At 63.6% G+C, this 13,027-nt stretch carries 13 protein-coding genes and 1 pseudogene; 9 read left to right on the plus strand and 5 right to left on the minus strand.

All coding sequences use genetic code 11. From position 1 onward, the window contains the following. Positions 1-10 precede the first annotated feature (10 nt). The 5 genes from mrdA to GOB85_RS06480 all read right to left on the minus strand — a co-directional run bounded on the left by mrdA (position 11) and on the right by GOB85_RS06480 (position 5,112). Complete coding sequence (gene mrdA / locus GOB85_RS06465) at positions 11-1,921, minus strand: penicillin-binding protein 2 (RefSeq protein WP_173576770.1); 1,911 nt, start codon at positions 1,919-1,921, stop codon at positions 11-13. Further along, on the minus strand, positions 1,921-2,049 hold the full coding sequence (locus GOB85_RS19580; protein WP_277875867.1) for a hypothetical protein: 129 nt from the start codon (positions 2,047-2,049) through the stop codon (positions 1,921-1,923). The genes mrdA and GOB85_RS19580 overlap by 1 nt, the downstream gene beginning before the upstream one ends. After that, on the minus strand, positions 2,046-2,612 hold the full coding sequence (locus GOB85_RS06470; RefSeq protein ID WP_173576707.1) for a rod shape-determining protein MreD: 567 nt from the start codon (positions 2,610-2,612) through the stop codon (positions 2,046-2,048). The genes GOB85_RS19580 and GOB85_RS06470 overlap by 4 nt, the downstream gene beginning before the upstream one ends. A 12-nt stretch (positions 2,613-2,624) precedes the next feature. Beyond that, positions 2,625-3,755 carry a rod shape-determining protein MreC gene (gene mreC, locus GOB85_RS06475; protein ID WP_173576706.1) on the minus strand — a complete coding sequence of 377 codons (1,131 nt, stop codon included), beginning with the start codon at positions 3,753-3,755 and terminating at the stop codon, positions 2,625-2,627. A gap of 310 nt (positions 3,756-4,065) precedes the next feature. After that, complete coding sequence (locus GOB85_RS06480; protein ID WP_173576705.1) at positions 4,066-5,112, minus strand: rod shape-determining protein; 1,047 nt, start codon at positions 5,110-5,112, stop codon at positions 4,066-4,068. A 518-nt stretch (positions 5,113-5,630) separates the two neighbouring features. Between GOB85_RS06480 and GOB85_RS06485 the strand changes: the two genes are divergently transcribed. From GOB85_RS06485 to GOB85_RS06525, 9 genes and pseudogenes are all read left to right on the plus strand, one after another. Further along, positions 5,631-5,945 (plus strand): hypothetical protein, encoded by a 315-nt coding sequence (locus GOB85_RS06485; RefSeq protein WP_194298693.1) that lies wholly within the window; start codon positions 5,631-5,633, stop codon positions 5,943-5,945. A 609-nt stretch (positions 5,946-6,554) separates the two neighbouring features. Next, complete coding sequence (locus tag GOB85_RS06490) at positions 6,555-7,025, plus strand: hypothetical protein (RefSeq protein WP_173576704.1); 471 nt, start codon at positions 6,555-6,557, stop codon at positions 7,023-7,025. A 176-nt stretch (positions 7,026-7,201) separates the two neighbouring features. Further along, the gene (locus tag GOB85_RS06495; RefSeq protein WP_173576703.1) at positions 7,202-7,828 is read left to right on the plus strand and encodes a 50S ribosomal protein L25/general stress protein Ctc; all 627 of its coding nucleotides are present in this window, start codon (positions 7,202-7,204) and stop codon (positions 7,826-7,828) included. Between the two features lie 66 nt (positions 7,829-7,894). Beyond that, a pseudogene (gene pth, locus GOB85_RS06500) lies at positions 7,895-8,458 on the plus strand (aminoacyl-tRNA hydrolase); the annotation flags it as partial. Positions 8,459-8,568: 110 nt separating this feature from the next. Further along, positions 8,569-9,663, plus strand: coding sequence for a redox-regulated ATPase YchF (gene ychF / locus GOB85_RS06505; protein WP_173576702.1), 1,095 nt, complete (start codon positions 8,569-8,571; stop codon positions 9,661-9,663). 51 nt (positions 9,664-9,714) lie between these two features. After that, positions 9,715-10,986, plus strand: coding sequence for a glutamate-5-semialdehyde dehydrogenase (locus GOB85_RS06510; RefSeq protein ID WP_173576701.1), 1,272 nt, complete (start codon positions 9,715-9,717; stop codon positions 10,984-10,986). 20 nt (positions 10,987-11,006) lie between these two features. Next, the gene (locus GOB85_RS06515) at positions 11,007-11,687 is read left to right on the plus strand and encodes a nicotinate-nucleotide adenylyltransferase (RefSeq protein WP_173576700.1); all 681 of its coding nucleotides are present in this window, start codon (positions 11,007-11,009) and stop codon (positions 11,685-11,687) included. Between the two features lie 49 nt (positions 11,688-11,736). After that, positions 11,737-12,315: a ribosome silencing factor gene (gene rsfS / locus GOB85_RS06520; RefSeq protein ID WP_173576767.1), complete on the plus strand. Its 579-nt coding sequence runs from the start codon at positions 11,737-11,739 to the stop codon at positions 12,313-12,315. 179 nt (positions 12,316-12,494) lie between these two features. Beyond that, entirely contained in the window at positions 12,495-12,950 is a 456-nt protein-coding gene (locus GOB85_RS06525; RefSeq protein WP_173576699.1) for a 23S rRNA (pseudouridine(1915)-N(3))-methyltransferase RlmH, read from the plus strand. The last annotated feature ends 77 nt before the right edge of the window (positions 12,951-13,027 follow it).

Here is a 13,027-nt window from a genome sequence, read left to right on the forward strand (position 1 = left end):
CTCCGCGAGATTACCCCGCGTCCGCCACCGTCTGCCCAGGCAGCGTCCGATGATTGACCGGATCACGCAGCAATGTGTCCGTCATGATGTCCCGCGCCAGTGGCGCCGCCACATCCGCACCCGCATTGCCATGCTCAATCACCAGCGATACCGCATAACGCGGCGCGTCATATGGCGCAAAACAGATAAACAGCGCATGCGGCCGGTACTCCCAGGGAAGCTGGGCCGAATTGAAATGCCCGCTTTCACGCATCGCCCGTGACACACGCCGAACCTGCGCCGATCCCGTCTTGCCCGCCATCTGCACGCCAGGAATGGTCAGCTGCGCTTTTGGCGCCGTCCCGTGCTTTTCGTTAACAACCGCGAACATCCCTTCGCGGAGCGCCTGAAAATATTTCGGGTCCATCGGTATCTCAGGCGAGTGCTGCGGATCAACCTGACCACCAATGTCACCATTCACCGCCCGGACGAGATGCGGATCAACCGCCCGCCCCGTCGCGATGCGGGATGCATAGGTCGCAAGCTGCAACGGTGTCACCTGAACGAAACCCTGCCCGATGCCACTCACCACCGTGTCACCACCATTCCAGTGATGCTTATGCTTCTGTCGCCATTCCGGCGTCGGAATCAGCCCCGGTCGCTGATGCGGCAGCTCAATCCCGAGATCCGTGCCCAGACCCAGCGCATGAGACGCCTCGGCAATCCGGTCCATCCCGATCCGCAACGCCGCCTCATAGAAATACACGTCGCAGGAATATTTCAGCGCCAGATGCAGATCGACCGACCCATGCCCATGCTTCGCCCAGCAATGGAACCGCGCCCCGCCAAGATCGAAATGCCCCGGACAGAAAAACCGGTCCGTCGCTGAAATCAGCCCGGAATTCAGCGCCGCCATCGCCACCGCCGGCTTGAACGTCGATCCCGGCGGATAAACACCCGCCACCGTCTTGTCGATCAGCGGCGTCCGCTGGTCATTCGTCCACTCCGCCCACTGCGCCCGGCTCACACCGCTGTCAAACAGCGACGGGTCGAAAGACGGCGTGCTGCACATCGCCAGCACCTCGCCGTTGCGACAGTCCATCACAACAGCCGAGGCCGCCATATCCCCGATCCGGTTCTGGATCGTCTGCTGCAAACCAACGTCCAGCGTCAGCCCGATCTCGTCACCCGGCGTGCCCTCCTGGCGATCCAGCTCCGCCATCACACGCCCGACCGCGTTGACCTCCATCTCAACAGATCCGGCCTGCCCGCGCAGCAGCACGTCCTGACTCTGCTCAAGCCCCGCACGCCCGATCCGCATCCCAGGCAGCGCCAGCAAGGTCGATTTCGCGACATCCTGCTCATTCGACGGCGCCACATAGCCCACCGAATGCGCCAGCAACGGCCCGAACGGATAAGACCGCGTCGTGCCCACATCAATCAGCACACCAGGAAGAGACGGGGCGTTCACCTCAATCCGCGCCATCTCGTCCCAGGACAGAAACTCACGCAGCATTACCGGAACAAACTTCCGCTTGTGACGGATCTCCCGCCCCAGCCGCGAGCGGTCCCGGTCATCCAGCGGAACAATCGCCGAAAACCGCTCGATCGTCCCCTGCACATCCGTCGTTTCTTCCGGCAGCAGCAACGCCCGCCAGTTCGTCTTGTTCGCCGCCACCACCACGCCGAACCGATCGACAATCAGCCCGCGTGGGGGCGCCAGCAGACGTTTGCTCGTCCGGTTCCGATCCGCCAGCTTCGCAAAATGATCGCCATTGCTGATCTGCAGATCATAAAGCCGCCGCCCCAGAGTGCCCAGCGCTGCCGTCTGCACAGCCATCAGCAGAAGCGCCCGCCGCGTAAAGACGCCGCGTCCGGGGTCTTTCTGCTCCCGCGCGGGCATCAGCCGCCTGATCTTTTCCCTTTTGCGACGGAACCGCATCAGCCCCGCATCCCCGTCCGCACGGCGCCACGGCATCCCGCTGCCCGATCCGTCATCAGCCCCTGCCGCGTCCGCGCCGCCACACCCTGAGCCCGGATACGCCGGCCACTGTCGAAAGACCCGCTCATGACTGCGGCTCCGGGTTCGAAATCCGCCGGTGCGCCCACGTCCCGGCAGCCGCCAGCGGAGGATAAATACCCACCGCCAGCAGAACCTCGAACACCGTCGGCGCCATCGGCATCGCATTCAGCGACAAGACGGAAATCAGCAGCCACAACAACCAGCACGCTGCCGTCGCAAGCACCGAAAACACCACCCAGACCATCAGAAAGCTTAGCCCCATCAGGCCAAAGCGCGTATGGGCCGCAATCCCGTGCAGAAGCAGAAGCACAAACGCATCCACTCCCGGCGGCGCAAAGCCGATCAGGTCCATCAGCAATCCGACCAGAAACACCACCGGCGCGGACATCGAGGCCGGTCGCCACACAGACCAGAAAAACACCGACGCCATCACCAGCCCTGGCAACAGCGCCGTCGCGCCAGGAATTCCGCTCGGCGCCGCCAGAATCACAATCACCAGCGCCGTTACGCCACCCGGCAGCAGCCGGCGCGCCAGCCGGTCGAGCCGCTGCGCCAGCGCAGGCCCGGAGGACTGGTCCGGACGCCAGTGGGAATAAGGATCGACAGACATCAGAATGCTTTCTCACCCGCGACCCGGAACAGGCTGCGCGATCGCCGGTGTTCCTCCCGGTGTTCCTCCGGCGGAACCCTCATCAGACATCCCGGATTGCCCGTCGCCATCCTCCCGCTTTTTATCCGCGTCTCCGTTTGTCCCTTCGGAAGCCGAAGGGGACTGCCCTTTCCCGTTCCCGCCGTTCGCCCCCGATGACATATGCCCGCTAATGCCATCCACAACGCCCCCCAGCGTCATCCCGTCCATCGGATTGCCACGCCCCGACGCCGCATCCGGCATACGAAGCGGCGCGACGGGCACGCGTCCCGGCGCATCCGGCGAGTCGATCGTCCCGGAGTCGAAATCGAACACCCGCAGCAGTGTCAGGTGATCAAGGCGCGCATAAGGCACAACCGCCGGCGTCGACGCCCGGACGTAGTGAACCGTCCCCACCGGCAGGCCCGCCGGCAGCAGCTCGGCCTGCCCGGATGTCACCACGCGCTCGCCCTCGATCGGATGATTGTCCTGCGCATAATACATAAGGCGCGGTATCATGGAATTATCGCCCGCCATGATCGCGGTGCCATGACTCGTCTCCAGCGTGACCGGAATCCGGCTGGCCACATCGTCAATCAGCAGAATCCGGGCCGAATGAACTCCGGTCTCCGTCACGCGCCCGACAAATCCGCTCGCCGCCAGCGCCACATTGCCCACCCGCACACCGCTCTGAGGCCCGGCCCCGATCAGCACCGCATGCGAATACAGCCCCCCCACATCCCCCACGACCCGACCCGTCACAAAGGACGGCACCGGATCAGGCATCCAGTGCAGGTTGGTTTTCAGAGTCTGGTTTTCCTCGGTCAGAGAGACAGCAACATCATACCAGCCGCGCAGAGTTTCGTTCTCACTCCGCAGCCGCGCATTCTCCTGCGCCAGATGCCCGATGCCGCGCAACTCCGACAGCGCCGCCGAAAGCTGCTCGCCCGGCTCCGCGATCACCGCCCAGACCGGCGACAGAACATCCGCCACCGCCATCCGTGCCGCATTCGTCAGCCGCTGATTCGCCCAGCCCAGCAGAATCGTCGCAATGGAAAGCAGCAGCATCGCAGGCAGCCAGACCCGCTCCAGGGCCTGCCGGATCTGAATCGAAACAGGAATCACGCAGCGCGCCCCCGTTCGCAGACAGACGCAAAAACAGCAGGAGAAAAAGCAGGGGAAGTGAGGGGAGCACAGACCAGGCCGGAGATCATGCCGAAACCAGCAGCCCTGCCAGCCGCTCGTCTCATTCCGGCACCCAGGCCCGTTCTCATGGCGTCATCCTCAAACCGGGAGAGTCCGCGTCGTGCCGGACCTCCCGTTGTTCCGGCTCACGCCGTCCTCATACTGGCCCCTGAAAATTGAGGCAAAGTTCTCAGGCAGAAAGTAACGGTATATTGCCAAAGAAAGTCACCGAATGCATTGATCTTTTTCGTTAATACATCGTTGTCAGCACATCGCGCAGACGCTTCATCTCCTCAAGCGCCCGGCCCGTGCCCAGCGCCACGCAGGAGAGCGGGTCTTCCGCGACCGTCACCGGTAATCCTGTCGAATACCGCAAAACCTCGTCCAGCCGGTACAGCAGCGCTCCACCACCCGTCAGCACGATTCCCTTGTCAACAATGTCCGCCGCCAGCTCAGGCGGCGTGTTCTCCAGCGTCGTCTTCACCGCTTCGATAATCTGCGAAATCGGCTCAGCCAGACTTTCGGCAATCTGCGCCTGAGACACGATAATCTCACGCGGCGCCCCGGTAATCAGGTCACGCCCCTTCACATTCTGCAACGGCCCCGGATCGTTCGGATCATCCGGCATCATCGCCGAACCCAGAGAAATCTTGATCCGCTCCGCCGAACTCTCACCAATCAGCAGATTATGCATCCGCCGGATGTAGGAGATGATCGCCTCATCCATCTTGTCGCCGCCAACACGAACCGAGCGCGCATAAACAATGCCGCCCAGCGAGATCACCGCAACCTCGGTCGTGCCGCCGCCAATATCGACGATCATGCTGCCCGAAGGCTCCGTCACCGGCAGCCCGGCCCCGATCGCCGCCGCCATCGGCTCCTCGATCAGAAACACCCGCCGCGCCCCGGCACTCTCGGCGCTCTCCTGAATCGCCCGCCGCTCAACCGCCGTCGAGCCGGACGGCACGCAGATGATCACCTGCGGACTCGCAAACGCCCGCCGGTTATGAACCCGGCGAATGAAGTGCTTGATCATCTCTTCAGCAACTTCAAAGTCAGCAATCACGCCATCGCGCATCGGACGAATAGCCGTGATATTGCCAGGCGTGCGCCCGACCATCTGCTTCGCTTCCTCGCCAACCGCAAGAACCTGCTTCTTACCGCGCGTCTCCGCAATCGCGACAACAGACGGCTCGTTGAGCACGATGCCGCGTCCCTTGACATACACCAGCGTATTGGCGGTGCCGAGGTCGATTGCCATGTCAGCCGACATGAGACCCAGCAGGCGAGAAAACATCCACAACTCCTGGCCAGCTTCAAAAACGTGCACAAAACACACGGAAACAGACGCGTAAGGCGCCGTTCAGCCCAGTCGGGGCCAGAGCGCATGGCAAAGGCCAGCGATCTTCTCCGCCCGAACGCTGGACCGAGGGCTTACCGACGCAGCCCCCCGACCGCAAGGCCCATGAACGGGAAACGGCCTCCTGCCGCGAATTTTTCGCCGGTTGATCGCTTTCCCCGATCTCTCCGGCACTTCCGGGCAGTCTGTGCCCGCCAGCCCTGACGATACACTCTGCGGGTTAAAGATACCCAAACGGAACAAACCCTTCCGCGAGTCCGGCAACATAACCCGCCCCGACCGGAAAGCGGTCGCCGCCGCAACCTTCGTCACAAAACCCGCCGCACCCGTCTGGCGTTTGTAAAACGCGTGCTCATAAGAAGCCGCCCCGCCTGCCGGTCAGCGTCCGCCCGATAAAAACCGGGTAGAGTCGCCCCCACTTGCCGGACAGGAGCAACAAACAGGACTTTAAGGTTATGCTGTCAGACGTATCCCGGACCCATGCCACGCCGCGCCGCCTTTCCTCCGCCACGCCGCGTCTCATGCTGGCAATCGGCTTTCTCCCGGTATTGCTGCTCGCAGGGTGCGGCAGTCCCTATAACGCAGGCTCCCGTGCCGGCAGCGGCGCTCTGATCGGAGCAGGCGGAGGCGCCGCCATCGGAGCTATCGCAGGCGGTGGCGGGGGAGCCGCGATCGGCGCCCTCGCGGGAGGTGCCACCGGAGCTGCCGTCGGCGCCGCGACCACACCCAGCCGTCCCGCAAGCCGAAGCGGAGTACGCAACGGATATTAACACCCGCAGCAGTGAAGGCTGACCTGTAGATGAGAGAATCCGGGCTCGCCCGGACCCGGCAGGGACCACAAACCCCTGCACTCCGGTTTGCTGACAGATAAACGGTTTGCAAAAGCTCTGTTGTCATTAAGTGCTGGCTCCTTCTCAGGGCTTTGCCCTGGAACCCACCAAAGGCCACAGACCTTTGGAAACCATTTTATTATTAATCAATAGGGGTGCAGGGGCCTGCGGTCCCTGCCGGGTTCCAGGCTCATATCCGGCCAGCATCACGCAGGTCGTAAGGCCAGACCCTCTGGTATTTAAGGTATCCGTCAGATCTACCTGCCCGCCGTCGCCTCAGGCGCCGGAAAAAGAACCAACCACATTCCGTAACCGTAGCGGACATTTTTCCGCCATGTCCCCGTGACCATAAACCACGCACGGCCCCCTCCCGCGAACCGGAGAGGACGCCCATATCAATCCCGGACCCTGTTCAGATGAACAGGTAAAGACGCCTGAAAAACAAGGAGTTTACGGACCATCAGCCTGTGCCGATGGTTCATGCTCCGGCGACAGAACCGGCGCTCCGGCTCTGTCGCCAGCCGATGACAGACCTGATACGGTGACCCTATGAAGCTTTCGCCCCGACACGCTCCCGCCTTCGCAGCCCTCGGGCTGCTGACTCTCCTTTCAGGATGTGGCGATCCCTACAATCCGGGCACCCGTGCCGGCAGCGGCGCTCTGATCGGCGGCGGCACCGGTGCCGCCATCGGTGCCCTCGCAGGCGGTGGACGGGGCGCCGCCATCGGCGCTCTCGCCGGTGGCCTCCTCGGAGCCGGAACCGGCGCCCTGACAACACCCGCCCGCCCGGCTCAGGGCTATAACGGTTACCCGCAGGGAAATTACTATCAGGGCAATTACCCTCAGGGAAATTATCCGCAAGGCAACTATCAGCAGGGAAATTACCAGCAGGGCAACGTCCCGCAGCGCATGCCCGTCTGCTCACAGCAGGGCCAGACAAACTGCTACCCGCCAGGCTACACCCAGCAGGGAAACTATTATCCGCAGCAACAGTCGCAGCAGGGTTATCAGGGCTACTGATCCCTCATACCTGGTTACAGCCGGCCTGGTTGCAGCCGGGAAACTTCGGCCCCACGCCCGCCACGGCGGGCGTCACGACTTCCTGATTGCCTCTGCCGCCCTTTTCCGCTAAAGAGCCCGCCTTCGCGCCGGCACCCCTGGAGGCTGGCGCGCATTCGTATTTCAGGAGCTTTAACGTGGCTAAAATTAACCCGATCGAAGCGTCACTGCGCGCGAAGGCTGGTAAGGGGGCAGCGCGCGCAACCCGACGCGGCGGACTCGTGCCGGCCGTAGTCTACGGCGCAGGCAAGGACGCAACCCTCATCGCGCTCGACCCGCGCATCATCACGCGCGAACTGACGAAGTCCGGCTGGCGCTCGCGCGTCTACGAAATCAAGGCGGAAGGTGTCACTGAGCGTGCTCTGCTGCGTGATATCCAGTTCCATCCGGTCAGCGATGCGCCGATCCATGTGGATTTCCAGCGCCTCAAGGCCGGCGAACGCATCCATGTGGAGATCTCGGTGCACATCGCGGGTGAAGATGCTTCCCCGGGAATCAAGCGCGGTGGTGTTCTGAACGTCGTCCGTCACACGGTCGAAGTCACAGCCGACCCGGAAAGCATCCCTGAATTCTTCACGGCCGATGTGTCCGCCCTCGACATCCATGACAATGTTCGCTGGGATGACCTGAAGGGCACGGAGAAAGTCACCCCCGTGCTGCAGACCCCGAATTTCGTCATCGTCACGGTTGCCGCGCCAACTGTGGACGTTGAGGAAACAGAGACGACCGACGAAGCCATCGTCGCAGCAGTCGCAGAGAAGTAAGGAGGCCCGACAGTTCGGGGAACTCCGGTTCTCCGGACTTTGGGACAGACAGCCATGCAACCGGCGATCCAGCTCTGGGCGGGCCTCGGAAACCCCGAGCCTTCCATGAGCCGCCAGCGTCACAATATCGGTTTCATGGCTGTCGACGCCATCGCGCACCGCCATGGCTTCTCGCCCTGGCGGAAGCGCTTTCGCGGAGAAGTCGCCGAAGGTCGCATCGGCAGTTCGAAAATCCTGCTGCTCAAACCCATGACCTATATGAACGCCTCCGGCGATTCCATCCGCGAAGCCGCAACGTTCTACAAGATTCCTCCCGACGCCATCACCGTCTTTCACGATGAACTCGATCTCGCCCCCGGCAAGGTTCGCGTGAAAAAAGGCGGAGGCGCCGCCGGCCATAACGGCCTGCGCTCGACAAATCGGCAACTCGGCACGCCCGATTACTGGCGCGTCCGCCTCGGCATCGACCACCCCGGCTCAAAAGAGCGCGTCCACGGCTGGGTGCTCGGTGATTTCGCCAAAGCCGACCAGCCCTGGCTCGAAGACCTCCTCGCCGCCGTGTCAGATGCCGCCCCGCTGCTCGCGGCTCAGACACCCGCGCCGTTCATGTCAAAAATCGCGCTGCTCACGGGCAGCCAGCCAGAACCACCAGAGAAGCCACAGGCTTCAAAATCAGACCCCGCAAAAACAGGCCGCCCGATCGACGGGAACAAGACCGGCCAGACAGGAGTGAAAGACTGATGGGCTTTAACTGCGGCATCGTCGGACTGCCCAATGTCGGCAAATCCACCCTGTTCAACGCGCTGACCGCCACCGCGTCAGCCCAGGCCGCCAATTATCCGTTTTGCACCATCGAGCCGAATGTCGGCCGCGTCGCCGTGCCCGATCCACGCCTCGGCGTCCTGGCCAAAGCCGGCAAGTCGCAGAAAATCGTGCCGACGAGCCTGGAGTTCGTCGATATCGCCGGTCTCGTGCGCGGCGCTTCACGCGGTGAAGGCCTGGGCAACCAGTTCCTCGCCAACATCCGCGAAGTGGACGCCATCATCCACGTCCTCCGCTGCTTCGAGGATGACGACATCACCCATGTCGAAGGCGGCGTCGATCCCGTGCGCGACGCCGAGATTATCGAAACCGAACTGATGCTCGCCGATCTCGACTCGCTCGAAAAACGCATCATCCCGCTGCAGAAAAAAGCCCGTGGCAACGACCGCGACGCCCAGGCACAGGTCGCGCTCATGGAGCCCCTGATCGAAGCCCTCCGCGAAGGCCGGCCAGGCCGCACCGCCGTGCCGAAAGGCGACGAAGCCGCTGCCGCCCGCCTGCAACTGATGACCACCAAGCCGGTGCTCTATGTCTGCAATGTCGAGGAAGCCGCCGCCGCAACCGGCAACGCGTTCTCAAACGCGGTGAAAGCCCGCGCTGACGCTGAAGGCGCCGCCTGCGTCGTCGTCTCCGCCGCCATCGAAGCCGAAGTCAGCCAGCTCGACGCCGCCGACGCAAAGGAATTCCTCGATGGCCTCGGTCTTGAAGACAGCGGACTCGACCGCGTCATCGCCGCCGGTTACGGCCTGCTCGGACTGCGCACCTATTTCACCGTCGGCCCGAAAGAGACCCGCGCCTGGACCATCACAGCCGGAACCAAAGCGCCGCAGGCCGCCGCCGTCATCCATAATGACTTCGAACGCGGTTTCATCGCCTGCGAAACAGTGGCGTATGACGATTATGTGAAATACAACGGTGAGGCAGGCGCCAAAGAAGCTGGCAAAATGCGCATCGAAGGCCGTGACTACGTGGTGCAGGATGGTGATGTCCTCCTGTTCCGCTTCAACGTCTGACAAACGACAAAACAGTTTGAACACGAGAAGAAAAGGGCAGGGGTAACCATAATGAGCGCCAGTATTCAGGCGGAAGCGACCGGACTCAGCGCGATCGGGACGATGGCCCGCGCCGCACGGGTCGCATCCCGAACTCTGGCGCAAAGCCCGACCTCCGTCCGCGACAAAGCCCTCTGGGCCGCCGCCAGCGCCCTGCGCGAAACACGGGCCGATATCCTCGCCGCCAATGCCCGCGACCTGGAAACCTTCACCGGCACGCCCGCTTTCCGTGACCGCCTGACCCTCACGCCCGAGCGCATCGAAGCCATGGCGACCGGGCTTGAGGATATGGCCGATCTCCCCGATCCCGTCGGTCGTATCCTCGCCGAATGGTCCCGTCCCAACGGCCTGAAAATCCGTCGCGTCGCCACTCCCGTCGGCGTCCTCGGCGTCATCTACGAAAGCCGCCCCAACGTCGGCGCGGACGCCGCCGGCCTCTGCATCAAATCGGGTAACGCCGTCATCCTGCGCGGCGGCTCCGAGAGCTTCCACAGCGCTCAGGCCATCCACGCCGCCATGGCCGCCGGCCTCCGCGCCGCCGGCCTGCCCGAAGAAGCCGTCCAGGTCGCCCCCGGCACCGACCGCAAGCACGTCGCGGACATGCTCACCGCCGCCGGTCTCATCGACCTCATCATTCCCCGCGGCGGACGCACCCTCGTCGAGCGCGTGCAGAACGAAGCCCGCGTGCCCGTCCTCGCGCATGCCGAAGGCCTCTGCCACACCTATATCCACGCCGCCGCCGAGCCGAAAATGGCCCGCAGCATCATCGCCAACGCCAAAATGCGCCGCCCCGGCATCTGCGGCGCCACCGAAACCCTGCTGATCGACGCCGCCATCGCCCCGTCACTCCTGCCCCTCATCGTCTCAGACCTGAAAGAACTCGGCTGCGACTTCCGCGCCGATGACCGCGCCCGCGCCATCGTGCCGGGGCTGAAACCCGCGACAGCAGCGGATTTCGACACCGAATGGCTGGACGCCACCCTGTCCATCGCCATAGTCGATGGCGTGGACAGCGCTCTCGAACACATCGCCCGCTACGGCAGCGGCCACACCGAAGCCATCGTCACCTCGGACGAAGTCATCGCCACCCGCTTCCTCAACGGCACCGACAGCGCCGTGGTGATGTGGAATGCCTCCACTCAGTTCTGTGACGGCGGCGAGTTTGGCTTCGGTGCCGAAATCGGCATCGCCACCGGCCGTGTCCACGCCCGGGGCCCCATCGGCCTCGAACAGCTCACCACCTTCCGCTACGAGGTGCTCGGCAGCGGCCAGACCCGCCCCTGATCCGGTCGGCTCGCTCCGGGATGTCGGATATCGTAACCGGACAGAGGCTCCCGGACTCTGCCCGAACCCGGCAGGAACCACAGGCCCCCGCACCGCACTCCGGAGACCCGCTCCCGGCCAGAGGCGACAACCGCCGCCTCCGCATCGGCCTCCTTGGCGGCTCCTTCAATCCCGCCCATCCTGGCCATATCCTGATCGCCAGCCGCGCCGCCCGCGCCCTCAGCCTCGATCAGGTCTGGCTCATGGTCTCCCCGGGAAACCCCCTCAAACCCCGCCACGGCATGGCCCCGCTCACACAGCGCCTCGCCTCCGTCAGGCGCCTCGTCAGAGGTCGAACGCTCATCCCGACCACCATCGAAACCCGGCTCGGTACCCGCTACACCGTCGATACCATCAGAACCCTGAAAACCCGCTTTCCCAATGCCCGCTTCGTCTGGATCATGGGCGCGGATGTGTTCACACAGCTTCCCCGCTGGCGACGCTGGAAAGATGTCATCCGGACCGTGCCGATCGCCGTCATGCCCCGTCCTGGCAGCAATGCCGCCGCTCTGCGGGGGCAGGCAGCCTCTTTTCTGAGACATTATCGCCTCCCAACCGGCAAAATCAGGCAACTTCCCGAAAAAACCCCTCCTGTGTGGGCTTTTCTTCCAGGCCCACAGAACGGTATATCGTCAACAGCCCTGCGTAACGCGGAGCAATAAACACCAAAGCCAGATAGTGCGGGCGACCACCCGGACAGGAGATACGGTCATAGCCAGGAAGCCCCCCTCCGATACGGAGCCAAAACGCCGCAGCGCCAGTGCCGCGACGCCCGGCGCGACCAAACCCGCGGCGAAGGCAAAAGCCGTCGTAAAGCCTGTCGATGCCCGCCTCGCCGAAGCCGCTAAAGCTCCCGGCACGCCGCGCAAAAAAGCCGCCGCCGCCGGTCCGGCCAAAGGTGCGAAAAAACGCCCCCACGCCCCGGCGGAAGACATCGAACGCTATGTGAAACTCATCACTGGAAGTATCGATGACGATAAAGGCGAAGACATCGTCGTCATCGATCTCACGGGCCGCGCCTCCTTTGCTGATCGCATGATCGTCGCCACCGGCGTCGCCGACCGCCAGATCAGCGCCATGGCACAGCACATCGACCGCAAGCTCCGTGAAGAAGGCCTCAAACGCATCCTCGTCGAAGGCGCCAACGGTTCCGACTGGGTGCTGATCGACGCCGGCGACATCGTCATCCACCTTTTCAAAGCTGAAGCCCGCGAGCTCTACGGCCTCGAACGCATGTGGGGCGCCGAACTCGACGAGCCGGACGAAGAAGCCTCCATCACTTCGCTCTGAAAAGGGCAGGGGAGAGATTCCCACAGACGAGACGCGGCGATCTGCGCCCTTTGCCAGACCCGGCAAAGGGCGCAGAGTCCGCCACCCCGATCGGCTGAGTTGACCAATCAGACGACTCAGATCCCGATCCCCGGCCGTCCGCGCCAGAAACGCCCGCCACACAGCCGCAGGATCGCAGGATGCGCCTCATCGCCATAGGCCGCATGAAAGACGCTCACGAACGCGCCCTCATCGACCGCTATACAAAGCGCCTCAGCCCCGCCCTCACCATCACCGAACTCCCCGACGGCAAAGGCTCGCCAGCCGAGATCAAACGCCGCGAAGGCGAAGCTCTCCTCAGCGCCCTGCCAGACCGCGCCTTCGTCGCCGCCCTCGACCTCGCCGGCAAAACCCCCACCAGCGAAACCTTCGCCACCATGCTCACCGGCTGGCTCGAACTCGCCCGTCCGCTCTGCTTCCTCATTGGCGGCGCCGAAGGCCTCGATACCCCCGTCATCGCCCGCGCCGATGTCACCCTGTCACTGGGGACATTCACCTGGCCCCACATGCTCGCCCGCATCATGCTCACCGAACAGCTCTGGCGCGCCCGCGCCATCGCCGCCGGCCACCCCTATCATCGCTCCGGCCGTCCCTGATAACTGACGTCCGAATGTTGGTTTAATATTACGGGCATCCTTGTCGGCAAGAAAGCTCCCGCTGGCTCAATTTTCCC

The sequence above is a fragment of the Acetobacter fallax genome, assembly GCF_011516735.1.
Classification (GTDB): domain Bacteria; phylum Pseudomonadota; class Alphaproteobacteria; order Acetobacterales; family Acetobacteraceae; genus Acetobacter; species Acetobacter fallax.

Excerpts from the sequence above, each read along its gene's own strand:
- mrdA (WP_173576770.1), bottom strand. The coding sequence starts at position 1,921 with ATGCGGTTCCGTCGCAAAAGGGAAAAGATCAGGCGGCTGATGCCCGCG.
- GOB85_RS19580 (WP_277875867.1), bottom strand. The coding sequence starts at position 2,049 with ATGAGCGGGTCTTTCGACAGTGGCCGGCGTATCCGGGCTCAGGGTGTG.
- GOB85_RS06470 (WP_173576707.1), bottom strand. The coding sequence starts at position 2,612 with ATGTCTGTCGATCCTTATTCCCACTGGCGTCCGGACCAGTCCTCCGGG.
- GOB85_RS06480 (WP_173576705.1), bottom strand. The coding sequence starts at position 5,112 with ATGTTTTCTCGCCTGCTGGGTCTCATGTCGGCTGACATGGCAATCGAC.
- GOB85_RS06485 (WP_194298693.1), top strand. The coding sequence starts at position 5,631 with ATGCTGTCAGACGTATCCCGGACCCATGCCACGCCGCGCCGCCTTTCC.
- GOB85_RS06490 (WP_173576704.1), top strand. The coding sequence starts at position 6,555 with ATGAAGCTTTCGCCCCGACACGCTCCCGCCTTCGCAGCCCTCGGGCTG.
- ychF (WP_173576702.1), top strand. The coding sequence starts at position 8,569 with ATGGGCTTTAACTGCGGCATCGTCGGACTGCCCAATGTCGGCAAATCC.
- GOB85_RS06510 (WP_173576701.1), top strand. The coding sequence starts at position 9,715 with ATGAGCGCCAGTATTCAGGCGGAAGCGACCGGACTCAGCGCGATCGGG.
- GOB85_RS06515 (WP_173576700.1), top strand. The coding sequence starts at position 11,007 with ATGTCGGATATCGTAACCGGACAGAGGCTCCCGGACTCTGCCCGAACC.
- GOB85_RS06525 (WP_173576699.1), top strand. The coding sequence starts at position 12,495 with ATGCGCCTCATCGCCATAGGCCGCATGAAAGACGCTCACGAACGCGCC.